This is a genomic window from Microbacterium paludicola, from assembly GCF_039529675.1.
GTDB lineage: Bacteria > Actinomycetota > Actinomycetes > Actinomycetales > Microbacteriaceae > Microbacterium > Microbacterium paludicola.
In genome coordinates, this window is sequence record NZ_BAAANG010000002.1 from 69,116 (window position 1) to 95,830 (window position 26,715).

Consider the following 26,715-nt stretch of genomic DNA (forward strand, 5'->3'; position numbering starts at 1 on the left):
GCATCATGGAGACCCCCCAGGTCCCGGCGGGCGACGACGTCGCCTTCGATCCGGCATCGGCGACGATCGTCGTCGTGACGTACAACCGCTCGCACCTGCTGAGCGGGCTGCTCGAGTCGGTCATCCGGATGGACCCGAAGCCCGGGCACGTCGTGGTCGTCGACAACGCGTCCTCGGATGACACCACGCAGGTCGTCGAGTCGTTCCGCGACCGCCTCGGCACCCAGCTCGTCTACCGCCGCCTCGATGAGAACACCGGGGGCGCCGGCGGATTCAGCGCGGGCATGGAGACCGCCTACGACCTGGGTTCCACCTGGATGTGGCTGATGGACGATGACGTCGAGGTGCTTCCCGACGGCCTCGCCCGCATGGGCGACTGGGCGCCGCGCTTCCGCAGCATCCAGGGCCGCCGGTACGACTACGACGGCAGCGAGTTCTACTGGCAGTACCGAGTCTCGGTGCCGCTGGGCATCCCGATCCCGTTCGCCCCGGCCGACTTCGACGCCTCCGGCTACCGCGAGATGAACTCGGGCTGCTTCGAGGGGATGTTCATCCACCGCGACATCGTGGCGCAGATCGGTCTCCCCGATCCGCGGTTCTTCATCTACTGGGACGACACGATCTACGGCTGGCTCGCCTCGCGTGTCACGCCCGCCGCGATCGTGAACGAGTTCGTGCTGCGCCGCACACGCGAGATCAAGCAGTGGGACATGGGCGTGCGTCACTTCAACGCGTCCAGCGACATGTACCGCTACTACATCCTGCGCAACCGCGGCATCATGAAGCACTACTACGAGGAGCACGGCGCCTACCGTCCGCTCGCGTTCGCCGTCGGCACTGCCGCGACGTTCGCGAAGGAGATCCTGCGCCTGGCGTTCGTCGAGCGGAAGATCACGCGCGTCGGCTGGTCGAACCTGATGAAGGGTCTTCGCGACGGCCGCGCCATCGCGCGGGACACCTCGTGGCGGGTGATGCCGGCCCTGACGCCGACGGCGCCTCAGGGCCGCTGAGACCGTGCTGAGCATCGCTGACGATGCGGTCGTCGACCCCTCCGTCCGGCTCCTGCATCGCGACGGCGACCGCGACATCGCGATCGGAGCCCGCACCAGGATCTATCGCGGGGGCGAGATCCTCGGCCCTGTGCGCATCGGAGAGGACGTCTTCGTCAACCGCGACGCGTACATCCGCCCCGGAACTGTGCTGGGCGACCGGGTGAACCTCGGCCCGTTCGTGCGCCTCATCACGGACACGCACGAGATCGGCGGGCATGACAGGCGGGCCGGCGAGGTGCGGCACGACCCGATCGTCGTCGGCGCAGGGACGTGGATCGGGGCGGCGGTGACCGTCGTCGCCGGCGTCACGATCGGCGCCGGCTGCGTGATCGCGGCGGGTGCGGTGGTGACCTCCGACGTGCCAGACGACACGCTGGTCGGCGGAGTGCCCGCCGCGGTGATCAGGCGGCTTCGCTGACGCTCGCGCGCGAGCCGGAACCCGACCGGCGCTCCCACCTCATCGGAGTGAGTGTGATGCCGACCGCGAAGACGGCGCCGTGGATCATCGGGATGATGTACCGGGACAGTGCGATCGGGCTCGCGACGAGGAACGCGAGGGTGACGAACAGCGGCACGAGCATGAGCACGTGCAGCCAGCTGCGACGACGGATCGCGTAGGCGAGCGCCGCGAGCGGGATCAGCGAGGCATAGAGCGCCTTCGAGGACAGCAGGTTCCCCTCGTTGAAGGCGATGGTCAGGTCGTTCATCGTCGACCGCGCCCCGTCGAGCGCCGCCGGCTCGTACAGCGCGTCGGCGATCGCCTCGACCTCGGCGCGGGACGTGGTCTCGAGGCTGCGAGAGGTCCAGAAGTCGATGTACTGATCGAGCGACAGCGTGTTCTGCATCGACAGCCGCGTCACGGGCGCGAAGTACTCGTAGGTGTTCGCGATCGTGGCGGACGCCGCGGTGGCCGGGTAGCGGATGACCTGTGCGGCCCAGACCCGGAAGTACTCGAGCTTCTGTCCCGTCGTCGACTCGAGGTTCCACCGGCCCTTGACGCTGTCCGACCGCGTCGGCACATACGCCTCGGCGAGGCCGTCCCAGCGCAGCACCGCGTCGATCGCCGCGCGCTCCTCCTCGGGGATCTCGGCGCCATGCTCGGCGGCGATCCGCGCGGTCTGCTGGACGGGAACGGTCATCATGTCGGTCGAGGTGCCGGGCGTGATCCCCCACGCCGAGACGAGGAGCATGGGCCACGCGAGGCCGGTGAGCGCGAGTACGCCGGCGACGGTGAGCCCGATGCGCACTCGCAGCGCGCGCGACACGACGACGACGAGCACGACCGCGCAGATGAGCACGAGGTACAGGCTGGTCCGCTTCGAGAGGATCAGCAGCGTGGTCACGGCGATCGCCGCGAGCGCCACGCGCGGACGCGCCAGCACCGCCCCCCGGGTCCGCAGCGACTCCGCGAAGAGCACGAGGAAGGGCAGCCAGAACACCGCCGCGAAGGCGTCCTTGCTCATCACGGACGGCGCCATCACGAACGCGGGAAGGACCGCGACCGCGACCGTCAGCGCCCACCGCGCCACCGAGGGCATTCCGAGACGAGACAGGTAGACGAGCACGAGAGCGACGCCTGCGGCGGTCGCCGCCTCCTGGAGGAGGAGGTAGATGAACAGGCCCCAGCGGTCGTCTCCCAGGGCGTCCCCGAGGTTCCAGAAGAGACCGAACACCATCGTGTCGAACCACGGGTGGTGATCGGTCTGATTCTGCAGTCCGAGCCATTGAAGCTTCTGCGTGATGGTGTCGGAGTCGACGTTCCCCGGGAAGTGCACGAGCAGCCAGGCGAGCCAACCGACGAGGATGGTGCCCGCGCTGGGCAGCAGCCATCGCCGCATCGCCTCCCTCATCGGGATGATGCCGGTGGGCTCGAGCCCGTCGTCCGCCCATCGGCGGTCGAGCAGCCGGAAGACGCCGAGCAACGGCAGGTAGACGAGGATCGCGAGGCCCGCGCCCACGATCACCGCGCCAGCCGCAGCGCTGGCGGAGGACGCGATCAGCTCAGCGCTCTCCGACTCGCGATACGAGTACCCGACCACCGTGAACACGGCGACGAGGACGACGACGACGGCGGCGGCGGGGTCCCATGCCCGGCCAAGGAGCGTGCGCATGCCTCAGGCCTCGGGCTCGCGCCAGCCGCGCCACTGCTCGAAGGAGCCGTTGAGGAGCTGCGAGTCGCTGCGCTCCCAGGTGTGCTTCGACGAATGCCGGATGTACATGTAGCCGAGGGAATGCGTGCGGTATCCGATGCCGCCCTGCGACTCGACACGGATCAGCACCGAGCGATCCGTCGAGTTGGGCGTCGGCCGCCAGCCGCCGAGACCATCGAACGTCGCCCTTGACAGGAGCATCGCCCCTCCGGCCAGCTGATCGTGGTACCGCTCGGTCGCGAACGTGCGATGCACGGTCTGCTCGGCCTCCTCGAAGTAGAGGTACTCGGTCGTCTTGCCGACGATGTCGGCGCGCGAGTAGAGGTGCGCGAGCACGAGGTCGAACACGTGGTGCTCGCTGTACCAGTCGTCGTCGTCGAGCTTGGTGATGAGGTCACCCGACGAGCGGCGCACTCCCTCGGCGAGCGCCGCTCCGAAGAGGACGGTCTCGGGCTGCTCCACAACGGTGACGTCGAGGGCGCCGAGGTCGAGAGCCGAGAGATCCGGCGCGGCGACGCCATGCGCGACGACCACGACCTCCATGTGCGGGTACGTCTGCGCCGCCATCATCTTCAGGACACCCGGGATGAGGTCGGGACGCATCGTCGAGAGCACCACGCTCACCGACGGAAGGTAGCGGTGCCCCGTGCGGTGCTCGATCGCCGAGGCGAGGCGGAGGAATCCGCCGTGGTCGTGCATCGCCGCCCTGCGCAGGGCGACGGAGCGACGCTCGCGTGCCAGGCCCTTCACTGCGCGGTAGGGCTGCCGGGCGAGCTCGACGATGCGCGGCGACAGTCGCGCCGGCTCGATCTCGATGTTCTCGGGAAGCGAGTGAAGGATCACCCCCGCGGCGGCGAGCTCTGCGAACCGCGTGGTCAGCCCCTCCGGAAGGGCGCCGCGGACGCCGCGAAGCGCCGAAAGGTCCGCTGCCTCCACTCCCCGGAGCGCCGCCACGTCTCTGGCTGTGAGCGGGTCGGCGAGCGAGAAGGCGATCGGCGCGACGGCGTCGGCGCGGGGGCCGGTGGCATCCAGGCGCGCAACGCCCTGCTGCCTGTCAAGAACGAGCCGGCGGGGCGGAGGCGACGGGGAGAAGCTCAGCAGACGCCCGATCGGATTGTGCACGTTGAGGTCGACGACGGGCAGCTCCCTGCGCGGGTACCCAAGCAGCGCCTCCCCCACCGGCAGCTGATAGACGGCGTCCTCCGCCTCGCGCGCGAGATCGGTCTCCGCGGTGATCAGGACGTCGGCCTTGCGCAGGTGGGCGCCGTTGAGCGCCGGAGCGATGGCCTCGAGCTGCGGCACACGGCGACTCGGCAGCAGGGACAGCACGCCGCCATCGACGCTCCCGTCGACGGCGACGAGCGGGAAGCCCGCCCCGACGACGGGCGCATCCGGGGTGAAGGCGGGAATCAGCGCGTTGACGATGCGGGCAAGCGACTGCGGCTCACTGAGCGCGATGTGCGCGGAGGCCGTCCGCCGGGCGGCGTCGAACGAGACCTGGCTGGTCTTCACGTGCGGCAGCGGCGCGATGGCGCCACGCCAGCGCGCCGACGGCGGATCCCAGCGATCGATGCGGATCCGAACGTCCTGCGTCATCACGTCGGCACCGCTCACGACGACGTGCCGCAGGGCGTCGACGTCGGCGACGCGCAGCCGAACAGGTTCGCCATCCGGCAGTGCCAGGGTGCCGGCCCGCAGCGTCGACGCGTCAGCCACGGCGCCCCCGCCGTCCCGCTCAAGAGCGTCCGTCTCGGCATGGCGGCGGAACCAGCGGCTGAATGACATATGCGGAATCGGCTCCTGGTCGGACGGGGCGGCTGCCGACGGGCGGCGCGGCCGCGGGCGCGGCGGGAAAGGAGTCTAGCCTGAGAGGCTCGTCGCCCCGTGTGAGCGCCCGTGGAGCCACTCCCCAGGGGAGCAGAGGGCCGGTCACCTAGACTGATGCGGTGATCAGGCCCGCCGTTTCCTCCGAGCCCCGCCCCATCGTCTTCCAGAATCAGTGGCGTGACGTCTTCGACGGGACGCTCCCGGAGGACTGGGAGCCGACGAAGTCCGTCTCCGTGGTGATCGCGGCATACAACAGCGCCACCCTGCCGCTGACCCTCGCCTCGCTCGCTGCTCAGGACTACCCCGAGGAGCTGCTCGAGGTCGTCGTCGTCGACGACGGAAGCGAGCCGCCGGTGGTGCTGGGCGACGTGGTGCCGCGGAACCTGCGGCTGATCCGCGTCGAGGAGGGCTGGGGCCGCTCGAACGCGACCGACATCGGGATCAAGGCCACCTCGGGCGACATCATCTACTGGGTCGACTCGGACATGATCCTGTTCCGCGACAACGTCCGGCAGCACGCCAAGTGGGCCCACTTCATCCCGGAAGCCGCGACGATCGGCGACAAGGGCTTCATCGAGTCGTGGGACTACACGCCCGAGACGGTGTATAAGAAGGTGCTCGACGGCACGATCGGCGACGACTACGACCGCTCGACCTTGCACGAACACTGGTCCATCCAGATCTACCGCGATACCGACGACCTCAACACGTCACACGGACGGAACTACTCCACCCACATGGGGGCGTGCGCCTCGGTCACCCGCGAGGTCTATGACCGCACGTTCGGTCAGGACACGCGGCTGCATCTGGGCGAGGACACCGAGATCGCCTACCAGCTATGGCAGGCGGGCGCCGTGTTCATCCCCGTGCACGAGGCGCTGACCTGGCACCTCGGTCCCGGCACGGTGCAGAACCACGCGGCGAAGGTCGCCCACGTCAATGACGCGCACTTCGCCCAGCGCATGCCGATCCCCCGCTACCGCCGCACCTCGGACAACCGCGTCTGGGAGGTGCCGCTCGTCAAGGTCGTCGTCGAGGTGACCCTGGAGACGGCCCACCTCGCGCGCAACTGCGTGGACAGGGTGCTCAACAGCACCCTCACCGATGTGCACGTCGTGCTCGTCGGGCCGTGGTCGACCCTCGATGAGGGGCGGCGCAAGATGCTCGCTGACCCACGCACCGAGCTCTATCTGGTGCAGGAGTGGTTCCGCACCGACAACCGCGTGATCTTCGCCGAGGCGGTGCCCGACACCGTCTTCCCGGCGCCGTACCGCGTCGACCTGCCCGTGACCGTCGGAGTCACCAGCGACAGCCTGATGCAGATGTACCGCCACATCGACGGAGACCGCCTCGGCGCGGTCCGCTACTTCACCCCCGGCCACACCAAGGACGAGTCGGTGACGATCTGGGATTCGGCCGCAGTCGCCCGCGCGCGTCGCTACGTCGGCGGCGACGCCGTGCTCGAGGACGTCGTCGACCGGGTCTGGGGATTCCAGTGGGGCTCGAACGACCGCGCGCAGCTCATCGACCTGCGCGAGGCCGACCTCTCGGAACGCGTGACCCGCGTCGAGCCGAGGGTCGCCCAGCTCGAGGCCGAGCTTGCCGTACTTCGGCAGAGCGCCCGGCCGGCATCGCTGCCGCGGCAGATCGCCCGGCGGATGAACGAGCTCTCCGGGAACCGGCTCGCACCGGCCGCCCGCGGCGTCAACGCACGCCTGGGCGGGGTGCCCGCTGCGGCACTGCGCCGCCTTCGTCGAGCGCTCGGCTGATCGACGGGATGGCGTCTCTCACAGACAGCGCTCGGCAGGCAGGTCTCACGGACCGGGCTCGGCAGGCGGGCTTCCGGCCCGACATCCAGGCTCTCCGGGCCATCGCTGTCCTGAGCGTGCTCGTGTACCACCTCTGGCCGGACAGCGTGCCCGGAGGCTTCGTCGGCGTCGACGTCTTCTTCGTGATCAGCGGGTACCTCATCACGTCGCATCTCGTGCGTGAGCGCGCGAACACGGGTCGCATCGCCGTGGGCAGGTTCTGGGCCCGCCGCGCCGCGCGTCTCCTGCCGGCCTCGCTCCTCGTGCTTGCCGCGACGGCGGTGGCGGTCATCGTCTGGGCGCCGCGCTCGCTCTGGGAGCAGTTCCTCGCCGAGATCGCCTCGTCCGCGCTCTACGTGCAGAACTGGCGGCTGGTCTCGGACAGCGTCGACTACCTTGCTGCGGAGAACAGCGCATCGCCGGTGCAGCATTTCTGGACGCTCTCGGTCGAGGAGCAGTTCTACGTCGCGTTGCCCCTGCTGCTCCTGCTCGCCTGCTTCGTGTTCCGTCGACTGCCATGGCGCGCGGTCATGATCGGCACGCTCGCGGTCGCCACGGCCGCCTCGTTCACCTACAGCGTGCTGCTCACGGACTGGTCGGCGAGCGCGGCCTACTTCTCCACGCTCACCCGAGCCTGGGAGTTCGGCGTCGGCGCGCTGATCTCCTTCCTGCCCTTCGCCGGGCGTCGCGCCGCGGCGAACCTGCTCGCGGCCCTCGGCGTCGTCCTGATCGCGTCCAGCACGGTCCTTCTCTCGGGCGAGGTGCCCTTCCCGGGCTCCGCAGCCCTTCTCCCCGTGGCGGGGGCAGCCGTGATCGTGTGGGCGGGCGGCGGCTCATTCCTGGCCGGAGCGGGTTCGGCACGTCCGATCCGCTTCCTCGGGGACACGTCGTACGGGATCTATCTCTGGCACTGGCCGCCGATCGTGCTGCTGCCGCTGGCGACCGGGCATGACCTGACGATGCCGGAGAAGCTCGGCACCGCAGCCGCCGCGATCGCACTCGCCGGGTTCTCGACCCGGTTCGTCGAGAATCCCGTGCGGCTGTCGCCCCGGCTGCTCGCCGGGCGCCGCCCGCTCATCGTGGCGGTCTGGACGGCCGCCGGCATGGCGTGCGTCCTGGCGATCACCACCGCCGGGGCTGCATCCGCCGAGCTGCAGGAGGAGCGCAGCCGCACCCTGACGGCCGAGCTGCTCGCTGCGCCGCCCGACTGCCTCGGCGCGGCGACCCTCGCCTCGGGATCCTGCGAGAACCCGACGCTCGATTCGCTGCCGCTCGTACCGGACCCCGCGATCGTCGGGGAGGACAACTCGTACCGTGGTGACTGCTGGACCAGCGGAGACGACGGGACGCTGCGCGCGTGCACGTTCGGACCCGAGCACGACTACTCGCGACGCCTCGTTGTGATCGGCGACTCGCACAGCAACGCCTACCTCAGCGCGTTCGAGCGGATGGCGCAGGACCGCGGCTGGCGCGTGGATGTCATGGGCCGTGCAGCCTGCTACTGGACCGACGTCACCACGGAGCTCGCGACGCGGCAGCAGACGGAGGGCTGCGCCGAGTGGCGCGCCGCGGTCGCCGAGTACGTCGCCGACGCCGGGGATGCCGATGCGTTCGTCGTGACCCGGTCCTCAGGAGGCGAGGACGCCGACGAGCGGACCGTCGCCGGCATGGTCTCGGCCTGGGGGGCGCGCCCCGACCACGACATTCCCGTCCTGGCGATCCGCGACAGCCCGCATCTCTCGTCCGACACCGTGCAGTGCATCGAGTTCGACCCGGAACGTGCCGCGGAGCGCTGCGGAAAGCCGATGGACGAGGCACTGCACGACGACGGACAGGCTGAGGCCGTTCGGCGCGACCCGAACGCGGCGTTGATCGACCTCACCGACCTCTTCTGCACCGAGGGGATCTGCCCGCCCGTGATCGGCGGCGTCGTCGTCTACCGCGACGGCCATCACCTCACCGCCACCTACGCCACGACGCTCTCGCCCACCCTCGCGGATCGGATCGACGCAGCCCTCGAGTGACCCGTCCCGAGCACGTCGCTCTCGGTTCGGGGCCGCTCGCGCCTCATGCGCGCTCGACGCGGAGGATCCCGCCTCCGGCGCTCGGGATGCGCTGCACGGTGAATCCCCCGCGCTCCTCGAGGGCCGCGCCGGCCGCGGTACCGGCCGCGTCGTCATCCAGCACCCAGATCGTGTTGCTGTCGGCGAACGCGGCGGTGTCGTCGACGTCGCGCAGCACGTGCGCCGCCTCGTCGCCGCAGATGCGGATGAGCTCGTACGGCTGCGGCGCGGTGACGAACAGCTCGGCGTACTGCGCGAACGGCAGCTCCTCCACCCGGTTCTCCAGCGAGCGATAGGCGCGGGGGTCCTCCTCGAGCCGCGTGCTGACCACGAGCGTCGTCCGCACTCCCGAGACGGCCGCGGAGTATGCGGTCCGCACGCCCACGAGCAGCATCCTCGACACGCCGAGCGACCGCGCGAACGCGGCGGCCGCCTGGTCTCCCGGCCGGGGAGGCAGCGGCAGGGCGCGCGGCACCTCGAGCGCGTCGAGCAGCGCGATGGCGTTGCGCGACACCTTCATCACCTCGCGGCCCTCCGCGTGAAGGATCCGCTGCCCCGGCAGCGAGTGGAAATCCTGCTCGAGGCCGCGCGCTTCGCCGATCGTGCGGAAGTTCCGGTGCTCGGGCCCCCGGCGGCGGATGATCCGCAGCCGGCACCCCTCGAGCTCGGCCAAGAGGAGGACCGCGTGGAATGCCGACCCCTCATCGCCCGCGATCACCTCGGCGCGGGCGAGGTGATCGAGCTGCTCGCGCACGGTCAGCCGCTCCGGATGGATCACGAACCAGCCGGCCGCCCGCAGGTGCCTCTCCGCGAAGACGGCGCTGACATCGCGCACGTCGCTGTCGATCGCGCTGCGGGACAGCCAGATGCGGCGGCCGGGCTCGCGAGGCGGGCCGGAGTGGCGCGCGAGGAACCGCGCGTGGTCCGGATGGATCCAGTCGTCGTATCGGTAGCCGATGTCCGGCACGTGAAGCGTGGCGAAGCGCGTGGGTCTGGTCACGAACTGGATGGGATTGCGCACGCCGAGGATCTCGAGGATCTCCCGCTGCCATGACCGGAACCGCTCGCGGTCGCCCCAGTGGTGGGCGGCGGTCCAGACGATCGGCAGCTCGGGGTGCTCGGCCGCGTACCAGAGCCGGGCGAGGCTCTCCAGCAGGAAGTGCCCGTAGTGCATGTGCAGGTCGCCCGCATAGATCGCCTCGGGCACGTCCGCCTCGGCGATGTCGGGCAGCAGGTCGCGCGGGATCGGCACCCCGCGGAGTCCGGAGCGGCGATCGGTCGCTGTTCCCTCGACGAACCGGCCGTGCCCGTCGAAGACCCCCATCAGGAGCTCGCCGGGGCGGTCGTCCCGCGTCATCACGGGGTAGACGACGGCCGAGGTGACGACCCGGTTCTCGAGGCGCTTCATTCAGGTCACTCTACTGCCGGAGGGAAGGTCACTCCGCGTTGTCCGCGTTGTACCGGTCGACGACCTCGCCGATCGGGGCGTCGAGCGCGAGCACGTGGTCGCGGATGTACAGACCGCGCGTGCAGAACCGGCGCAGGTCCTTCTCGTTGTGGCTCACGAGGAAGAGCGTGCGCCCCTCCGCCAGCAGTTCGTCGATCCGCCGGTAGCACTTGTTCCGGAAGCTCTTGTCGCCGACCGCGAGCACCTCGTCGACGAGCAGGATCGGCTCGTCGAGCTGCGACACGACGGAGAACGCGAGACGCACCTTCATGCCGTTCGAGAGGTGCTTGTAGGGAGTGCCCTCCGACTGCTCGAGCTCGGCGAACCGGATGATCTCGTCGTAGCGGCGCGCGATCTCGTGCTTGGCCATCCCGTGAAGACCGGCGGCGAGCCACACGTTCTCACGCACAGTGAGGTCGCCCACGAATCCGCCGGTGATCTCGATGAGGGGCGCGACTCCCCCGTTCACCCTCACCTCTCCCTCGTCGGCGAGCAGCACGCCGGCGACGAGCTTGAGCAGCGTCGACTTGCCCTGTCCGTTGCGTCCCACCACGCCGATCGACTCGCCGGGGCGCACGGTGAAGGACACGTCGCGCAGCGCCCAGAACTCGTCGGGTCGGCTCCGCCGCGACGCGTCCGCGAACATGTCCTTGATGCTGCGGCGACCGCGCCGGTTGCGGCGGAACCGCACGCCGAGGCCAGAGACCTCGATCGCCGGTCGGTCGGCGATCGCCGGCATCGCATCCCGTGTCATCACAGCTCCTTCAGCAGCGGACGCTCGAGCCGGCGGAAGGAGAACGCGCCCACCGCGAGAAGCAGCAGGCAGATCACCGCCGACATCGTCACGGCGAAGGGATCCCACGCTTCGGGGAAGAACCCGACGCGATACAGCGTGAAGATCCCCGCGAGCGGGTTGAACGCCATCAGCTCCCGCAGCGCGCCGGGAAGGTCCCCGACCGCGTAGATCACGGGCGACGCGTAGAACAGGGCACGCAGGATGAGCCGCGTCGTCCGCTCGAGGTCGGCGAACAGCACGCACAGCGGCGCGATCAGCAGGCCGAGCCCGACCAGCAGGATCGCCTGCAGCACCACCCCCACAGGGAACAGCAGCAGCCCCCATCCGACCGGTGCTCCGGCGGCGATCACGAAGATCGCGAGCACCGGGAGGGCGAACAGGAACTCGACGCCCTTGCTGAGCACGATCCGGTTCACCCAGATCGAGCGAGGGATCGCCGTCGAGCGCACGAGCTTCGCATCCTTGTTGAACGCGCGCGTGAAGTCGGTGACGGCGGCGTTGAACCAGACCCACGACAGCAGCGCGGTGATCAGGAACACGATGTACGGCTCGAGCCCCGCAGAGCGGTCGAACACGACCGTGAAGATGAACCAGTAGATCCCGCTCATGACAAGCGGGTCGAGCACCGACCAGAGGTATCCGAGCCAGCTCGTCGCGTAGCGCACCTTCAGGTCGCGCGCGGAGAGCAGCCACAGCGAGTGGAGATAGCGCTCCAGGGTACCGGGGGCTCCGACGACGCTGCGGGTCACGGCAAGATCCTATGCGGGCCTGCCGTGCAGGAATCGTGGTCGAGGCGGCTCACGCGGGAGGCGCGTAGGTCAGATAGGTGAGCCGGCTCATCTCCCGACGCGAGCGGAGCACGCCATCGAGCACCAGCCCGATCACCCAGGACAGCGCGCCGAACAGCACGAACCCGAGGGCGAGCAGCGCCGTCGGAAGCCGCGGCACGAGCCCCGTCTCGAGGTACTCGACGATCACCGGCACACCGAACGCGATGCCCAGGAGCGCCAGGAGCGTCCCGAACAGACCGTAGAACAGCAGCGGGCGCTCGTGCCGGATGAGCTGGCCGATCAGCGCGAGGATGCGGAATCCGTCGTGATAGGTGCGCAGCTTGCTCTCGCTGCCCGCGGGGCGGTCCTTGAAGCCGACCGTCAGCTCCGTGTGGGGGACGCGGATGCTCATGACGTGGACCGTGAGCTCGGTCTCGATCTCGAACTCGCGCGATGCCGCCGGGAAGCTCTTCACGAAGCGGCGCGACATCACGCGGTAGCCGCTGAGCATGTCGCTCACGTTCGTGCCGAACACGCTGCCGACCAGCCAGTTGAAGCCGCGGTTGCCGAGCTCGTGACCCGGCCGGTAGGCGGTGTCCGTCTTCTGGCTGCGGACACCGAGCACGTGATCGTAGGGGCCCTCGCGCAGCACGCGGATCATCTCCGGCAGCGCGGCCGCGTCATACGTGTCGTCCCCGTCGATCATCACGTAGATGTCGGCCTCGACATCGGCGAAGGCCCGGCGCACGACGTTTCCCTTGCCCTTGCGCTCCTCGCGGCGGACTATGGCGCCCGCCTCACGGGCGATGTCGCCCGTGCCGTCCGTGCTGTTGTTGTCGTAGACGTACACGACCATCTCCGGCACGGCCGCCTTGAGGTCGGCGACCACCTTCGCGATGGCGAGTGCCTCGTTGTAGCACGGCACGATCGCGGCGATGACCGGTCGGGCCACGGACGGGGCTCCGTCGGAAGCGGTGGCGGTCGCGATCTCGGCGTCGGGCGTCGTCATCTCCGTGGACACATCTCCGTGGGGTTCCGAGGGAACATAGAATCGAGGCTTGCGACGCGCGCCAGCCGGCACCGTCAGAACCGCTTGAGACTATCACGCGGCAGGTTCCTGCCCCCTGACCGTCGCCCTGAGGAGACCCCCCGATGACGCGATCCGCGGCCCAGAAGCACACGCGACAGGCCGGGGCGTTCCTCGCGATCGGAGGCCTCGCGTTCCTCGTCGACGCCGCGGTGTTCAACCTGCTCGCGTTCTGGGTGACCGGTCACGGTCCCCTCTACGATCAGCCGGTGGTGGCGAAGACGATCGCCATCGTCGTCGCGTCTCTTGTGACGTACGTCGGGAACCGCTACTGGACGTTCAACGACCGCCACCTCCCGCACCGGTGGTCGCGCTACGCGCTGTTCGTCGTATTCAACCTCGTGGCGATCGGCCTGCAGCTGGGCTGCCTCGCATTCTCGCGCTACGTCCTGCACCTCGAGGGGCCGATCCCGGACAACATCGCGGGCACCCTGATCGGGCAGACTCTCGCGACGCTCTTCCGCTACCTCACGTACGACCGCTTCGTGTTCCCGCACGAGGAGCCCGCCGCGGGACAGGACGAGGGCGCGCCCGTCACGAGCGCGCCCTGATCCTGCCGCCCGCTCAGGCGTTGAGCTGGTTGTTCCACATCGACAGCGCCGAGCCGATCGCCATGTGCATGTCGAGGTACTGGTAGGTGCCGAGGCGACCGCCGAAGAACACGTCCTTCTCGCCCTTCTGCAGCTCGCGGTAGGCGAGCAGCCCCGATCGGTCGTCGGTCGAGTTCACCGGGTAGTACGGCTCGTCCTCGCGCGTCGCGAAGCGCGAGAACTCGCGCATGATGACGGTCTTGTCATCCGGGTAGACGTCCTTGCGCTCCGGGTGGAAGTGCTTGAACTCGTGGATGCGGGTGTACGGAACGTCCGCGTCCGGGTAGTTCATGACCGAGGTGCCCTGGAAGTCGCCGACGTTCAGCACCTCCTCCTCGAAGTCCAGCGTCCGCCAGGCGAGCTCGCCCTCGGCGTAGTCGAAGTAGCGGTCGACGGGGCCGGTGTAGACGATCGGCACCTGGCCGACGAGGGCCTTCTTGTTCAGGGGCTGCGACTCGTCGAAGAAGTCGACGTTGAGCTTCACGTCGATGTTCGGGTGGTCGGCCATCCGCTCGATCCACGCGGTGTAGCCGTCGGTGGGAAGGCCCTCCCACGTGTCGTTGAAGTAGCGGTTGTCGTAGTTGTAGCGCACGGGAAGCCGGCTGATGATGTCGCCCGACAGCTTCTCGGGCGAGGTCTGCCACTGCTTGGCGGTGTAGTGCGCGAAGAATGCCTCGAACAGCGGGCGCCCGACGAGCGCGATGCCCTTCTCCTCGAAGTTCGCCGCCGTCTTGACGTCGAACTCGCCCGCCTGCTCCTTGACCAGCGCGCGCGCCTCGTCGGGCGTGTACGCCGCGTTGAAGAACTGGTTGATCGTGTGCAGGTTCACCGGCAGCGCGTAGACCTGGCCCTTGTGGGTCGAGTAGACCCGGTGCACGTAGTTCGTGAACGTCGTGAAGCGGTTGACGTACTCCCACACCGACGGGTTCGACGTGTGGAACAGGTGGGCGCCGTAGCGGTGGACCTCGATGCCGGTGGTCGGCTCGTTCTCGCTGTAGGCGTTGCCGCCGATGTGGTGGCGGCGGTCGATCACCGTGACCTTGCGCCCCGCCTCAGCGGCGCGCTCGGCGATGGTCAGTCCGAAGAAACCGGATCCGACGACAAGCAGGTCCATGGCGTCACTCTCTCTGGTCGATGCGTCTCGCTCCCCGTCCGGGAGCCGACGGCGCGTCAGCCCGCGCCCATAAGATCCTAGGTGGGGAGACCTGTGGGGCCCCGAAGCGCCACAGCCGCGACTCCCAGCCGCTCCCCTGTACCGTTGAGGGCGATGAGCACCCCGGCCGACGAGACCGCTGACGACGCGGCGACGCGAGCCGACGGCGACGAGATCGCCGGGATGTCGGGCCCGGACGGGCCGCTCCTGCGCCTGTTCCGGGACCGTCGCGTCGCGTTCCTCTTCGTGGGCGCGGTCAACACCGGCATCGGATTCGCCTGGTTCGTGCTGTTCTCCTTCCTGTTCCGGATGTGGTGGCCCGGCCAGGACTGGATCGTCTTCGGCATCATCGTCGCGGCTCACGTCATGAGCACGCTCAGCGCGTTCGTCTTCTACCGCCGGTTCGTGTTCCGCGTGAGGGGTCACGTCTGGCTCGACTTCGCGCGGTTCCAGCTCGTCTACCTCGGGACGTTCCTGCTGAACCTCCTGGTGGTGCCGCCGATGAAGATCTGGCTCGGCTGGCACGAGATCGTCGCGCAGCTGCTCTTCACGGTCGTGATCGCGTTCGCCAGCTGGTTCGGGCACAGCCGCTTCTCGTTCCACCGGAAGGACGATCGGTGACCGCATCCCCCGGGGCCCCGCGTATCAGCGTCGTGGTGCCCGCCTACAACAACGGTCGCACGCTGCGCGAGACGCTCCGCTCGATCCTGGATCAGGATGTCCCCTCGCTCGAGCTGATCGTCGCCGACCACTCCTCCACCGACGACACCGCGGCCGTGATGGCGGAGTTCGCGGATGATCCGCGCGTGCGCCTGCTCACCACCGAGGCGGGTGGCGGCGCGGGCCGCAACTGGAACCGCGTCACCGAGGCGGCGACCGGCGAGTTCCTGAAGCTCGTGTGCGGCGACGACATCCTGCGCCCCGGCGTCCTGGCGCGCCAGGCCGGCATCCTCGAGCGCACGGGCGCGGTGCTCACCGCGTGCCGCCGCGACGTGGTCGACGCCGAGGGGCGCGTGCTCATGGCCGGATGGGGCCTCCGCGGCCTCGGTCGCCTGATGCCGGGCCGCGACGCCGTGCGCAAGGCCGTGCGCGCCGGATCGAACCTGTTCGGCGAGCCCGCCTCGGTCATGATGCGCCGCGATCTGCTCGCGGCGGAGGGCGGCTGGTTCGACCGGTTCCCGTACCTCATCGACCAGGCGACGTACAGTCGGGTGCTGCTGCACGGCGACTTCGCCCCCGATCCCGAGGTGGGCGCCACCTTCCGGATGAGCGACACCCAGTGGAGCGTCGCGCTCGTCGCCGAGCAGGCGGGCCAGGCCCACGGCTTCCACGCCTGGCTGCACAAGACGCACCCGGGTGTGCTCTCGTCGTTCGACCGCCGTTACGGCGACCTCCGCGCCTCCCTCATGGCCCGGGCCCGTCGCCTCTCGTATCGTGTGCTTCAGAGGAGAATGCGATGAACCAGCTGGAGCCCACGGAGGGCACCGCGCCGTACGTCCACCGCATCAGTGTCGTGATCCCCGTCTACCAGGGCGAGAAGACCCTGCACGGTGTCGTCGACGAGCTGCGCCCGCTCACCGCCGCGTTCACGACGCCCGAGGGCCACCACGCGCGCGTCGAGGAGGTGCTGCTCGCCTACGACCGCGGCCCGGATCAGTCGGACCGCGTCATCCGAGAGCTCGCCGCGGCGAACTCCTGGATCGCGCCCGTGTGGCTCAGCCGCAACTTCGGCCAGCACGCCGCCACGCTCGCCGGCATGGCGAGCTCGGGCGGCGAGTGGATCGTCACGATCGACGAGGACGGGCAACACGACCCGAACCAGATCGGGATCATGCTCGACGCGGCCCTGAACCAGCGCGCCGACCTCGTGTACGCCGCACCGGTGAACACCCCGCCGCACGGCTTCATCCGCAACGCCGCCTCGAAGGCCTCCAAGCGGGTGCTCGAGACGATCTTCGGCGGCGGCCACGCCTCGCGCTTCCACAGCTACCGGCTCGTGCTCGGCGAGATCGGCCGGAGCGTCGCGGCGTACGCCGGCACCGGCGTGTACCTCGACGTCGCGCTCAGCTGGGTCGCCGCGCGCACCGTCACGGCCCCCATCACGCTCCGCGAGGAGGGCGACCGTCGCTCCGGCTACTCGTTCCGCCGACTGTTCGCCCACTTCTGGAGCATGGTCCTCACCTCGGGCACGCGGGGCCTGCGGCTCGTCACCGCCGCGGGCGGCATCGTGTTCGCCCTCGGGATCGTGTTCGCCCTGTACCTCGTCGTCGCGCGGATGGTCAGCGGCGAGCTCATCGAGCCCGGGTGGACCTCGCTCATGGTCGCCCTGCTGCTCGGCACCGGCGTGGTGCTCGTCGCGCTGGGGATCATCGCCGAGTACCTCGGCGTCGCCGTGAACATGGCGCTCGGCAAGCCCACCTACCTCATCGTCCGCGACCCCTCGATGGGCCCGCTGGGCCGCGTCGACCCCTCGCACCGCTCGCCGGGGCCGTCCGGGACGCGATGACCGATCCGGCGCGCTGGATCATCGGCCGGGGCCTGCTCGGGCGGGCCGTGGCACGCTCCCGCGCCGACACGCCGTTCGCCGCAGCCGTGCCGTGGAGTGATCCGGATGCCGCGGTCCCCGCGCTCGAAGCGGGCCTCGCCGCGTTCGTGGCGGAGGCCCAGCCCGACGCGCCCCTCGAGGTGCACTGGTGCGCGGGAAAGGCGGTGACCTCCACCCCGCGCGAGGTGGTGTTCGCCGAGGTCGACGTCTTCCGCGGGTTCCTCGCCGCCGTCGCCGAGCTGCCCGACGCCGACCGCGCCCGCCTGACCATCACCCTGGCCTCGTCCGTGGGCGGCGCCTACGCGGCCGCCGCGCATCCGCCGTTCACCGAGGACACCCCCACCGCCCCCGCCTCGGCCTACGGCGAGGGGAAGCTCGCCATGGAACAGGCGCTGCGCGAGACGGCCGAGTCGGCGGGCATCCGCGCCTTCGTCGCGCGGATCACCAACCTGTACGGCCCCGGGCAGGACCTCGGGAAGGCGCAGGGCCTCATCTCGGTGCTTGCGCGCGCCCATCTCACGGGCAAGCCCGCTTCCGTGTACGTGCCGCTCGACACCCTGCGCGACTACATCTACGAGGACGACGCCGCCGCGATGATCTCCGCTGGAGCCGCGCGCGCCGCCACCACCCCGCGCGGCACCATGACGGTCAAGATCGTCGGCAGCGGGCGCGCTGTCTCGATCGGGGCGCTCGTCAGCGAACTGCAGCGCCTGCGCCGCCGCCACGGAGCGATCGTGCTGGGCGGAGGCGGGGACGCGCGGGGTCAGGCCCTCGACCTGCGGGTGCGCTCCCGCGTCTGGCCCGAGCTCGACGCCCTCGCCCGCACCTCGCTGCCGGAGGGCCTGCACCGTGTGTTCACGGCGCAGCTCAGCGGCGCCGCGATCGGCTGACGGCACGCAGCACGAGCCAGCCGGCTCCGGTCAGCGCGGCGAGGACGGCGCCCGCTACCATGAGGGGCATCGCGGGCGGTTGGAACCGCACCGTGACGGTCTCGCCGGCGGCGACATCCGACACGTCGACGGTGAGCAGCCAGCCGCGCAGCGGATCGACGATGCTCGCTCCCCCGCTCGCGGAGTAGCCGGGGAAGTCGAGGCGGCTGAAGACGATGCGTCCGTCCTCCCCGGCCTCGTCCACCCTGAACGTCACCTGCGTGTCGTCCTGCTCGACGACGGTGACGTCGGTGTCGTCCGCCTGCCACGCGATCCCGCCGGCGCTCGGCAGCACCTCGTCGCGCTGAAGCAGCCAGGTGTACTGCCCCTCCTCGGCGACGTGCCATCCGTCCGGTGCGTCGGGCTCAGACGGGAAGGTGCGCTTCATCGCGACGATCGTCGAGACCGACATGAGATCGCTCAGGCGCTCCCCCGTCGTCTCGTCCGTCGCCCAGAGGGCGTCGAGCCCCTTCGCGCAGGTGACTCCGCGCAGGTCCATGCAGAGGTCCTCGGTGAACGCCGTGTACGGGAGCACCGTGTAGAGGTTCGAGACCTCGGTGTCGCTGAGGTACCAGAGGTTCGCCATCAGGCGCTCGTCCCAGCTCGCCGCGTCGTTCTGACCGGCATTGGTGTCGCCGACGACGAACCCGTCGCCGTGCGGCTCGACGAGCACCTGGCGCATCGTCGCGACGTCGGGGGCGTCGCCGTCCGGCAGCGGCGAGCGCGGCATCGCATACATCTGCGCCGCCACGGCGACGGCTGTCACGAGCAGGGCGCCGAGCACGGCGATCGCCGTGCGGCGGGCGCGTGACCACGCCTCGCGGTGGGCGACCCACCACAGGGCGACGAGAGCGGCCGTCTGCAGCGCACCGGCGACCGCGATGCTGCGCCACGAGTGAGGATCGTTCGCCCAGGCGAGGGCGGCCGTCACCACGATCGCGATGCCGCTCAGCAGCCGGCCGCTGCGCGTGATCAGGCGCGGGTAGGCGCGGGAGGCCGCGACGGCGAACAGGATGACGACCGCGAGGACGAGGTACGGCATAAACCGCAGCGGCCAGCGGATCGGCCCCATGTGGCTGGGGGCGAGCACGGCCCAGAGGGCGATGCCGCCGAAGATCAGCAGCGGCAGGCACCGGCGCACCGCGACGCGCGACATCGGCAGCACCAGCGGCAGCAGCGGCAGCAGCCACGCGATGTAGGCGAGTGGTGCGAGTGTCACGTCGCCGTCCCACGAGCGGATCGTGCCGGCGACCGACGGCGCTCCCGCCGCGGCGAGGTCGGTGAGATCGGCGTTGAGGAAGAGGTAGTTGCCGAAGGGCGCGTCCCCCCGCTCCGAGACGGGCGCGGTCAGCAGCCCCGGCAGGTAGACGAGCACCGTCAGCGCGCCGCCCCACACGGAGGCCAGCAGCGTGCGCACCACGCGCGCACCGTCGCGGCGGATCGCGTGACGGACCAGCGTCTCGACGAGCACAACGACCAGCGCCATGACGCCGAACACGTAACCGAACGTGATCAGCACGTACGAGGTCAGCAGATACGGGATGGGCGAGTGCCGCGCCTCGACCGCGCGCCGCAGCGCCCACCACACCCACGGCAGGGCCGCGGCGTTGAAGAGGCCGGTCGACCAGGAGGCGGCATCCATGTAGACGGTGAAGCCGCCGAGCGGGACGAGGACGGCCGCGAGCGCCGCCCACGGACGGTGCGCGCCGAACGAGCGCGCGAGCAGATGCACTCCGAGCGCCATGAGCGCGAGGACGGCGACCTTGAGGAAGGTGACGAACACGACGGGATCCGTGCTCGCCCGCGCGGCGAGGCCGATCAGCCAGACCAGGGGGTTGAGGACGCCCCACTGCCCCTCCGCGAGGTAGTTGCCCGCCTGCCAGGCCGACGGATCCAGCAGCGGCAGCCGCCCCTGCAGCAGCAGTTCGCCGAGCTGCCACCACTGCCCGAACGACCCGCGCTCGGTGTCGTCGGCGAAGTAGAAGCGCGGCTCGCGCACCAGTCGGGCGAGCGCGAGCACGATCGTGACGGCGACCGCGAGGGCGGGCCAGGCGGCGCGGGTCAGAAGAACACCTCGCCTCGAGCGGGGCGCGCGCGCCGGGGCGATGTCGTTCACTGCCTGCCTCTCCAGCCACCGCTGTGGCGCGGTCCGCGGCATGTGATCGTAGCAACCGCGTCCGACCCGGCGGTGCAGGCGCGCCTTCCTGGACGCATCGCCCATCGGCCGGTTCTTCGCGTGTGACACGATGGGGGCGTGAAAGGCATCATCCTCGCGGGCGGCTCTGGCACCCGACTCCACCCGATCACGCTTGGCGTCTCGAAGCAGCTGGTCCCCGTGTACGACAAGCCGATGGTGTACTACCCGCTGTCGACGCTGATGCTCGCGGGGATCGACGAGATCCTCGTCATCACCACCCCGCACGACGCGGATGCGTTCGAGCGCCTCCTCGGCGACGGGTCGCAGTTCGGCGTGTCCATCACGTTCGCGCAGCAGCCCTCTCCCGACGGGCTCGCGCAGGCCTTCACGATCGGCGCCGACTTCATCGGCGACGACAAGGTCGCGCTCGTGCTCGGCGACAACCTCCTCTACGGCCCGGGGCTCGGCACGCAGCTCAAGCGCTACGCCGACGTCGACGGCGGCGCGGTGTTCGCGTACTGGGTGGCCGAGCCGACCGCCTACGGCGTCGTGGAGTTCGACGAGAGCGGCAAGGCCGTCTCGCTCGAGGAGAAGCCGGCCCAGCCCAAGAGCAACTACGCCGTTCCGGGCCTGTACTTCTACGACAACGACGTGGTCGAGATCGCCCGGGGGCTGAAGCCGTCCGCGCGTGGCGAGTACGAGATCACCGACGTCAACGCCGCCTACCTCGAGCGCGGCAAGCTCAGCGTCGAGGTGCTTCCCCGCGGTACCGCGTGGCTGGACACCGGCACGTTCGACCAGATGAGCGACGCCAGCGATTATGTCCGCACGATGGAGCGCCGCACCGGCCTGCGCATCGGCGTGCCCGAGGAGGTCGCCTGGCGACAGGGCTTCCTGACGGACGACCAGCTGCGCGAGCGCGCCGAGAAGCTGCTGAAATCGGGTTACGGCCGATACCTGCTCGATGTGATGGAAAGGGGACGTTGATGCGTCTGCTCGTGACCGGAGGGGCCGGCTTCATCGGCTCCAACTTCGTGCACCACGTCGTGGAGCACACCGATCACCACGTGACGGTCCTCGACAAGCTGACGTACGCGGGAAACCGCGCGTCGCTGGACGGCCTCCCCGAGGATCGCGTCGCGTTCGTGCAGGGCGACATCGCGGACGCCGCGGTCGTGGACACGCTGGTCGCGGATGCCGACGCGGTCGTCCACTACGCGGCCGAGTCGCACAACGACAACTCGCTCGATGACCCGCGTCCGTTCCTGGACACGAACATCATCGGCACCTACACGCTGCTGGAGGCGGCCCGCCGTCACGACGTGCGGTTCCACCACATCTCCACCGACGAGGTGTACGGCGACCTCGAGCTCGACGACCCCGAGCGCTTCACCGAGCGGACTCCCTACAACCCCTCGTCGCCGTACTCGTCGACGAAGGCGGGATCCGACCTGCTGGTGCGGGCCTGGGTGCGCTCGTTCGGCGTGCGCGCGACGATCTCGAACTGCTCGAACAACTACGGCCCGTACCAGCACATCGAGAAGTTCATCCCCCGTCAGATCACGAACGTGATCCGCGGCATCCGTCCCAAGCTCTACGGCAAGGGCGAGAACGTGCGCGACTGGATCCACGCGGACGACCACTCGTCGGCCGTGCTGACGATCCTGGAGAAGGGCGAGATCGGTCAGACGTACCTGATCGGCGCCGACGGGGAGCAGAACAACAAGGACGTCGTCGAGCTCATCCTCGAGCTCATGGGACAGCCGCGCGACGCGTACGACCACGTCGCCGACCGCCCCGGCCACGACCTGCGGTACGCGATCGACTCCACGCGCCTGCGCACCGAGCTCGGCTGGCAGCCGAAGTACCGCGACTTCCGCTCGGGGCTCGCCGCCACGATCGAGTGGTACCGCGACAACGAGGCCTGGTGGGCGCCGGCGAAGGACGCCACGGAGGCGTTCTACGCCTCGAAGGGGCAGTAGATGACCGCGGAACTCGGCAAGTCGCTGACCGCGACTCCGACGACCATCGACGGTCTGCTGCTGTTCGACCTTCCCGTACACGGCGACGCGCGCGGCTGGTTCAAGGAGAACTGGCAGCGCGAGAAGATGGTCGCGCTCGGCCTTCCCGACTTCGGGCCGGTGCAGAACAACATCTCCTTCAACGAGTCCGCCGGCGTCACCCGCGGCATCCACGCCGAACCGTGGGACAAGTGGGTCTCCGTCGCCTCCGGCCGCGTCTTCGGCGCCTGGGTCGACCTGCGCGAGGGACGCGGCTTCGGCACCGTCTTCACCACCGAGCTCGACCCGTCCAAGGCGGTGTTCGTGCCCCGCGGCGTGGCGAACTCGTTCCAGACCCTGGAACCCGCCACCGCGTACGCGTACCTCGTGAACGACCACTGGTCCCCCGACGCGTCCTACTCGTTCGTCAACCTCGCCGACGAGACCGTCGCGATCGAGTGGCCGATCCCGCTGGAGCAGGCCGAGATCTCCGACAAGGACCGCGCCCACCCGCGCCTGGCCGACGCCACCCCCGTGCCGCCGCGGCGTGTGCTCGTGCTCGGCGCCGCCGGCCAGCTCGGCCGCGCCCTGCATGCCCAGCTGGGCGATGCCCCGCACATCGAATACGCCACCCGCGCAGACCTCGACCTCACCGCCCCCGGGCTCGAGCACTCCCGTCGCTGGGCCGACTACGGCGTGATCATCAACGCCGCCGCCCACACCGCCGTCGACGCGGCCGAGACCGCCGAAGGCCGCGGCGACGCCTGGGCCGCCAACGTCACCGGCGTCGCCGCGCTCGCCCGCATCGCCGCCGCGAACCGCATCACCCTCGTCCACGTCTCCAGCGACTACGTCTTCGACGGCACCCAGCAGCGCCCCTACACCGAGGACGACGCCATCGCCCCGCTCGGCGTCTACGGGCAGACCAAGGCCGCCGGCGACGCGATCGTCGCCACCGTGCCCCGCCACTACATCCTGCGCACCTCGTGGGTCATCGGCGAGGGCGGCAACTTCGTCGACACCATGGCCTCCCTCGCCCAGCGCGGCATCGACCCCCGCGTCGTCGACGACCAGGTCGGCAGGCTCACCTTCACCACCGACCTCGCCCGCGCCATCGCGCACCTGCTCGACACCGGCGCACCCCACGGCGTCTACAACGTCACCAGCGCAGGCGAGCCCCGGTCGTGGGCCGACATCGCCCGCCGCGTGTTCGAACTGAGCGGACACGACCCCGCCCGGGTCACCCCCGTCTCCACCGCCGAGTACTTCGCCGGCGCAGACCGGCCCATCGCGCCGCGCCCCGCCCGCAGCGTGCTCGACCTGTCCAAGATCACCGCCACCGGCTTCACCCCCGCCGACATGGACGAGGCACTCCAGCGACACCTCCGCCGCTGAGCCACCGATGGCGCCTCACCGCATTCGCCGCGGGGCGCCTCCGACCGGGCAGTCTGCCCGTTCGGCATGCGGACCTATACTCGATCCGATGAGATCTGGTCCGCAGGTGCTGGTGTTTCCGACCTTCGACGAGAACCCGTACCTGAACCTGCTGGGGCTCGCCCCCCGCGCGAACGGGTTCCGCTTCCTCGGCTCCGACACGTACCGCGCCCTCATCCGCCAGGCGTCCCGACTCGGGCACGGCGACGTGCTCCACATCCATTGGACGACGCCGCTCCTGCAGCAGGCCCCCTCCGAAGCGGCCGCCGTGAGGCGGCTGCGCGGGCTCACCGCGCTCTTCTCCCGGCTTCGCCGCCGCCGGGTCAGGATCGTGTGGACGCTGCACAACCGGCTCCCCCACGAACTGCGACACCGCACCCTCGAGATCCGGCTCTACCGCGCTCTCGCCGCCGCCGCCGACGTCATCCACGTGATGTCGCCGGCGACGGCGGAGGTCGTCGCCGACGTGGTGGCGCTCGATCCCGCCAAGGTTCGGATGCTCCCCCACCCGAGCTATGAGGGGATCTACGACACCGGGATCGACCGCGCAGCCGCACGCGCCTCGTTCGGGCTCGCCGACGACGAGCGCGCTGTGCTCTTCTTCGGTCAGATCCGGCCTTACAAGGGCGTGACGGAGCTCATCTCCGCCGCGGCACGCGCCGCCGACACGGGCGGGCAGCCGATCCGCCTGCTTCTCGCCGGTGCCGTCAAGGAGCAGTCGCGCGAGGAATTCGCGGCCTCGATACCGCCGGGTCTCGGGGCGATCGCGCACCTCGACTACGTTCCCGACGCGGACCTCGCGCGGTGGTTCCGGGCAGCGGACCTCGCCGTGTTCCCCTACCGCTCGATCCTGAACTCCGGGAGCGTCCACCTTGCGGCGACATTCACCCTGCCGGTCGTGCTGCCGGACGAGCCCCACCTGCGCCGGCAGTTCGGGTCGCGGGCGTGGGTCCGCTTCTTCGACGTCGAGGACGCGGTCGGGTCGATCTCCGATCTGCTCACCGCGCCGCTGCCGGCCGTCGACGGCGCCGACTGGGACGACTTCCTGCGCGAGCTCTCGCCGTGGGAGGTGTCCCGCGGCTACGCGGCGATGCTCGCTGAGCTGTCCGACTGGCAGGCGCCGCGCGGCATGCTCAGCGCGGATGCAGCCGGGACAGTCCGATGATCATCGCGCGTCGCAGGGCACGCGGAAGCGCATGCCGACGGCGGCGCACGACGAGGACGCCGTCGATCCGGTCGTAGAGGAACCGATCTGCCGCGGCATACGCGGGGGGCTGGACAGGTCCCCCGACGGCGAGCACGTCACCGGTCTGCGGATCGGAGATCGCGGGTCGGAGAGGCCGGTGCATGGGCAGCGACGCCGCGGGGAACCGCGCGGTCCAGCCGATGCGGCCGGCTCCCGCGTCTCGCCACGTCACCTCCGCGGCGGCGATCACGGGCACGCCGGTCGCCCCCTCGCGCAGACCGTCGAGCAGCACCGGGAGGCCCCTCGGCTCCTCCGCGCTGACGGTTCCCGCCAGCACGAGCACCGAGCCGCCACGCACCTGTTCGGCGCTGGCGTCGAGTTCGCCGCGTCGTCGCGCCCGCTCCGCATCGCCCGCCGCGCTCGCGAGCGCTTCGGGAGAGAACATCAGCGCGCGCGGCCCGAGGACCCTGTGCGCGGCGCGCACGAGCTTCCGCCAGCGTCCTGCAGCCTCCACGCCGTGCGGAGCGGACAGCTGACGCGCGAGCCGCTCCGTCAGTACGTCCCGCTCCTGAGGTCCGAGGAGCTCCGAATCCGCAAGTCGCTCGAGGAGAAGCAGCCATTCGTGGATCGTCTCGTCGTCGTCGACGACCTCGCCGCTCGGCTCGAGCAACCGGGCGACGACGCCGGCCGCATCCAGATCGCCCTGCGCCGCGAGTCGCATGACGAGGCCTCGCAGCGGATCGACGCGGTCCGCTCCCTCTCCCACGTCCGGGTCGCCGATCAGCGCCCGCAGCCGACGCAGCGCCGCGACGACCTCCGCGTCGTCGGCCGCGTCCCTGCCTCGGGAGCCGACATAGCGGGCGACGGCGACGTAGCCGTCGCGGTCCCAGACGAGCAGGGAGTACGCGCGGAGGACGCCGACCTCGTCAGCGTCGACCAGGGCGCGAGCGCACTCCGTCTCCTGGCCGAGATAGCTCAGCAGCGATCGGGCGGACCCCGCCCCGGCGGACATCGAGCCGGCGCCCGGGCGCTCGCGGTAGACGTACACGACATCCGGCACCACGTCGATCCGGTCGGCCGCGAGATACGCGGTCACCATCGGCACGATGTCGTTGGAGCGCGGGACATCGGGGAACCGGATCCCGGTGCTGTCCCAGAAGGAGCGGCGGAATGCGCGGTTCCAGCAGGGGCGGCTGAACAGCAGTGTCGGCGCGTCGGTCAGCGCGATGCCCTGTGCCGGGCGGTCGAATGCGGGCATCGCATCCGTGGGACGCCAGGTGTGGACGGCGCGGAACTTCAGATAGTCACCCACCGCCATGTCGGAGCCCGACCGCTCGAGACTCGCCACGAGCGCCCGGTACGCCCCATCGGGGACGAGGTCGTCGCCGTCGCAGAAGATCAGGTAGCGCCCCTTCGCCTCCGCGGCTCCGCGGTTGCGCGCCGATCCGCCGCCGGCACTGCCGGCGATCACCAGCCGCACGCGCGGATCGCGCTGCGCGTAGGCGGCGACCAGCTCGCGCGTGCCGTCCGTCGACCGGTCGTCGACGACGACGACCTCCATCGCGGGGACGTCCTGTCGCAGCACAGAGTCCATCGTCTGAGCGAGCCACGGCCGCACGTCATGCGTGGGGATCACCACCGTCAGGAGCGGGCTGTCGCTCTCCGGCGGCGTCATCTCGCAGTCCCCTGGCACATCACGACAAGGATAGGCGACGGCCCCGGGGCGACCCCTCATCCGGCA

Annotated in this window: 22 protein-coding genes; 13 read left to right on the top strand and 9 right to left on the bottom strand. The window is 70.3% G+C overall.

All coding sequences use genetic code 11. The annotated features are described in order from the left end of the window. Nucleotides 1–5: 5 nt before the first annotated feature. Both ABD161_RS02075 and ABD161_RS02080 read left to right on the top strand, forming a co-directional pair. On the top strand, nt 6–1,010 hold the full coding sequence (locus ABD161_RS02075; protein ID WP_343999244.1) for a glycosyltransferase: 1,005 nt from the start codon (nt 6–8) through the stop codon (nt 1,008–1,010). Between the two features lie 4 nt (nt 1,011–1,014). Next, complete coding sequence (locus tag ABD161_RS02080; protein ID WP_135112646.1) at nt 1,015–1,470, top strand: acyltransferase; 456 nt, start codon at nt 1,015–1,017, stop codon at nt 1,468–1,470. On the opposite strand, the gene ABD161_RS02085 is transcribed toward ABD161_RS02080, so the two are convergent. Both ABD161_RS02085 and ABD161_RS02090 read right to left on the bottom strand, forming a co-directional pair. Then, on the bottom strand, nt 1,454–3,163 hold the full coding sequence (locus ABD161_RS02085; protein ID WP_343999246.1) for a DUF6020 family protein: 1,710 nt from the start codon (nt 3,161–3,163) through the stop codon (nt 1,454–1,456). The genes ABD161_RS02080 and ABD161_RS02085 overlap by 17 nt on opposite strands. A 3-nt stretch (nt 3,164–3,166) precedes the next feature. Then, the gene (locus ABD161_RS02090; protein WP_343999248.1) at nt 3,167–4,918 is read right to left on the bottom strand and encodes a glycosyltransferase family 2 protein; all 1,752 of its coding nucleotides are present in this window, start codon (nt 4,916–4,918) and stop codon (nt 3,167–3,169) included. A gap of 230 nt (nt 4,919–5,148) precedes the next feature. Here ABD161_RS02090 and ABD161_RS02095 point away from each other — a divergent pair, with 230 nt between their 5' ends. Beyond that, on the top strand, nt 5,149–6,798 hold the full coding sequence (locus ABD161_RS02095) for a glycosyltransferase family 2 protein (protein ID WP_343999251.1): 1,650 nt from the start codon (nt 5,149–5,151) through the stop codon (nt 6,796–6,798). Nucleotides 6,799–6,806: 8 nt separating this feature from the next. Then, nucleotides 6,807–8,861: an acyltransferase family protein gene (locus ABD161_RS02100; protein WP_343999253.1), complete on the top strand. Its 2,055-nt coding sequence runs from the start codon at nt 6,807–6,809 to the stop codon at nt 8,859–8,861. A gap of 43 nt (nt 8,862–8,904) precedes the next feature. On the opposite strand, the gene ABD161_RS02105 is transcribed toward ABD161_RS02100, so the two are convergent. Genes ABD161_RS02105 through ABD161_RS02120 form a run of 4 tightly spaced genes read right to left on the bottom strand, consistent with a single transcriptional unit; the run spans nt 8,905 to nt 12,922 of the window. After that, on the bottom strand, nt 8,905–10,308 hold the full coding sequence (locus ABD161_RS02105; protein WP_343999255.1) for a glycosyltransferase family 61 protein: 1,404 nt from the start codon (nt 10,306–10,308) through the stop codon (nt 8,905–8,907). Nucleotides 10,309–10,336: 28 nt separating this feature from the next. Beyond that, nucleotides 10,337–11,101, bottom strand: a complete 765-nt coding sequence (locus ABD161_RS02110) for an ABC transporter ATP-binding protein (protein WP_228066511.1) — start codon at nt 11,099–11,101, stop codon at nt 10,337–10,339. Then, nucleotides 11,101–11,892, bottom strand: coding sequence for an ABC transporter permease (locus ABD161_RS02115; RefSeq protein WP_343999257.1), 792 nt, complete (start codon nt 11,890–11,892; stop codon nt 11,101–11,103). The genes ABD161_RS02110 and ABD161_RS02115 overlap by 1 nt, the downstream gene beginning before the upstream one ends. A 49-nt stretch (nt 11,893–11,941) precedes the next feature. Continuing rightward, a complete protein-coding gene (locus ABD161_RS02120; RefSeq protein WP_135115180.1) occupies nt 11,942–12,922 on the bottom strand; it encodes a glycosyltransferase in 981 nt (326 codons plus the stop codon). Nucleotides 12,923–13,065: 143 nt separating this feature from the next. Here ABD161_RS02120 and ABD161_RS02125 point away from each other — a divergent pair, with 143 nt between their 5' ends. Beyond that, nucleotides 13,066–13,551, top strand: coding sequence for a GtrA family protein (locus ABD161_RS02125; RefSeq protein ID WP_343999260.1), 486 nt, complete (start codon nt 13,066–13,068; stop codon nt 13,549–13,551). A gap of 13 nt (nt 13,552–13,564) precedes the next feature. Here the strand turns inward: ABD161_RS02125 and glf are convergent, their stop codons facing one another. After that, a complete protein-coding gene (gene glf / locus ABD161_RS02130) occupies nt 13,565–14,704 on the bottom strand; it encodes a UDP-galactopyranose mutase (RefSeq protein WP_343999263.1) in 1,140 nt (379 codons plus the stop codon). 153 nt (nt 14,705–14,857) lie between these two features. Here glf and ABD161_RS02135 point away from each other — a divergent pair, with 153 nt between their 5' ends. Genes ABD161_RS02135 through ABD161_RS02150 form a run of 4 tightly spaced genes read left to right on the top strand, consistent with a single transcriptional unit; the run spans nt 14,858 to nt 18,178 of the window. After that, nucleotides 14,858–15,364: a GtrA family protein gene (locus ABD161_RS02135; RefSeq protein ID WP_167760791.1), complete on the top strand. Its 507-nt coding sequence runs from the start codon at nt 14,858–14,860 to the stop codon at nt 15,362–15,364. Then, entirely contained in the window at nt 15,361–16,203 is an 843-nt protein-coding gene (locus tag ABD161_RS02140) for a glycosyltransferase family 2 protein (protein WP_343999265.1), read from the top strand. The genes ABD161_RS02135 and ABD161_RS02140 overlap by 4 nt, the downstream gene beginning before the upstream one ends. Further along, entirely contained in the window at nt 16,200–17,249 is a 1,050-nt protein-coding gene (locus ABD161_RS02145) for a glycosyltransferase (RefSeq protein WP_343999267.1), read from the top strand. Before ABD161_RS02140 ends, ABD161_RS02145 begins: the two co-directional genes overlap by 4 nt. Next, the gene (locus ABD161_RS02150; protein WP_343999269.1) at nt 17,246–18,178 is read left to right on the top strand and encodes an NAD-dependent epimerase/dehydratase family protein; all 933 of its coding nucleotides are present in this window, start codon (nt 17,246–17,248) and stop codon (nt 18,176–18,178) included. The genes ABD161_RS02145 and ABD161_RS02150 overlap by 4 nt, the downstream gene beginning before the upstream one ends. Here the strand turns inward: ABD161_RS02150 and ABD161_RS02155 are convergent. Continuing rightward, nucleotides 18,156–20,333 (bottom strand): hypothetical protein, encoded by a 2,178-nt coding sequence (locus ABD161_RS02155; RefSeq protein WP_343999271.1) that lies wholly within the window; start codon nt 20,331–20,333, stop codon nt 18,156–18,158. The two genes, ABD161_RS02150 and ABD161_RS02155, sit on opposite strands and share 23 nt — an antisense overlap. Nucleotides 20,334–20,471: 138 nt before the next feature. Here ABD161_RS02155 and rfbA point away from each other — a divergent pair, with 138 nt between their 5' ends. From rfbA to ABD161_RS02175, 4 genes are all read left to right on the top strand, one after another. After that, the gene (gene rfbA / locus ABD161_RS02160; protein ID WP_135115174.1) at nt 20,472–21,341 is read left to right on the top strand and encodes a glucose-1-phosphate thymidylyltransferase RfbA; all 870 of its coding nucleotides are present in this window, start codon (nt 20,472–20,474) and stop codon (nt 21,339–21,341) included. After that, a complete protein-coding gene (rfbB, locus tag ABD161_RS02165; protein WP_343999274.1) occupies nt 21,338–22,336 on the top strand; it encodes a dTDP-glucose 4,6-dehydratase in 999 nt (332 codons plus the stop codon). Before rfbA ends, rfbB begins: the two co-directional genes overlap by 4 nt. Next, nucleotides 22,337–23,749, top strand: coding sequence for a dTDP-4-dehydrorhamnose reductase (gene rfbD, locus ABD161_RS02170; RefSeq protein ID WP_343999276.1), 1,413 nt, complete (start codon nt 22,337–22,339; stop codon nt 23,747–23,749). An 88-nt stretch (nt 23,750–23,837) separates the two neighbouring features. Continuing rightward, nucleotides 23,838–24,953 carry a glycosyltransferase gene (locus ABD161_RS02175; protein WP_343999278.1) on the top strand — a complete coding sequence of 372 codons (1,116 nt, stop codon included), beginning with the start codon at nt 23,838–23,840 and terminating at the stop codon, nt 24,951–24,953. Here ABD161_RS02175 and ABD161_RS02180 read toward each other — a convergent pair. Continuing rightward, nucleotides 24,922–26,649 carry a glycosyltransferase gene (locus tag ABD161_RS02180; RefSeq protein WP_343999280.1) on the bottom strand — a complete coding sequence of 576 codons (1,728 nt, stop codon included), beginning with the start codon at nt 26,647–26,649 and terminating at the stop codon, nt 24,922–24,924. The two genes, ABD161_RS02175 and ABD161_RS02180, sit on opposite strands and share 32 nt — an antisense overlap. Nucleotides 26,650–26,715 lie beyond the last annotated feature (66 nt).

What these genes read in the sequence shown, in the direction of transcription:
- ABD161_RS02150 (WP_343999269.1), top strand. Translation starts at nt 17,246, where the DNA reads ATGACCGATCCGGCGCGCTGGATCATCGGCCGGGGCCTGCTCGGGCGG.
- ABD161_RS02085 (WP_343999246.1), bottom strand. Translation starts at nt 3,163, where the DNA reads ATGCGCACGCTCCTTGGCCGGGCATGGGACCCCGCCGCCGCCGTCGTC.
- ABD161_RS02135 (WP_167760791.1), top strand. Translation starts at nt 14,858, where the DNA reads ATGAGCACCCCGGCCGACGAGACCGCTGACGACGCGGCGACGCGAGCC.
- ABD161_RS02110 (WP_228066511.1), bottom strand. Translation starts at nt 11,101, where the DNA reads ATGACACGGGATGCGATGCCGGCGATCGCCGACCGACCGGCGATCGAG.
- ABD161_RS02105 (WP_343999255.1), bottom strand. Translation starts at nt 10,308, where the DNA reads ATGAAGCGCCTCGAGAACCGGGTCGTCACCTCGGCCGTCGTCTACCCC.
- ABD161_RS02175 (WP_343999278.1), top strand. Translation starts at nt 23,838, where the DNA reads ATGAGATCTGGTCCGCAGGTGCTGGTGTTTCCGACCTTCGACGAGAAC.
- ABD161_RS02145 (WP_343999267.1), top strand. Translation starts at nt 16,200, where the DNA reads ATGAACCAGCTGGAGCCCACGGAGGGCACCGCGCCGTACGTCCACCGC.
- rfbD (WP_343999276.1), top strand. Translation starts at nt 22,337, where the DNA reads ATGACCGCGGAACTCGGCAAGTCGCTGACCGCGACTCCGACGACCATC.
- ABD161_RS02180 (WP_343999280.1), bottom strand. Translation starts at nt 26,649, where the DNA reads ATGACGCCGCCGGAGAGCGACAGCCCGCTCCTGACGGTGGTGATCCCC.
- ABD161_RS02075 (WP_343999244.1), top strand. Translation starts at nt 6, where the DNA reads ATGGAGACCCCCCAGGTCCCGGCGGGCGACGACGTCGCCTTCGATCCG.
- glf (WP_343999263.1), bottom strand. Translation starts at nt 14,704, where the DNA reads ATGGACCTGCTTGTCGTCGGATCCGGTTTCTTCGGACTGACCATCGCC.
- ABD161_RS02125 (WP_343999260.1), top strand. Translation starts at nt 13,066, where the DNA reads ATGACGCGATCCGCGGCCCAGAAGCACACGCGACAGGCCGGGGCGTTC.
- ABD161_RS02100 (WP_343999253.1), top strand. Translation starts at nt 6,807, where the DNA reads ATGGCGTCTCTCACAGACAGCGCTCGGCAGGCAGGTCTCACGGACCGG.
- ABD161_RS02120 (WP_135115180.1), bottom strand. Translation starts at nt 12,922, where the DNA reads ATGACGACGCCCGACGCCGAGATCGCGACCGCCACCGCTTCCGACGGA.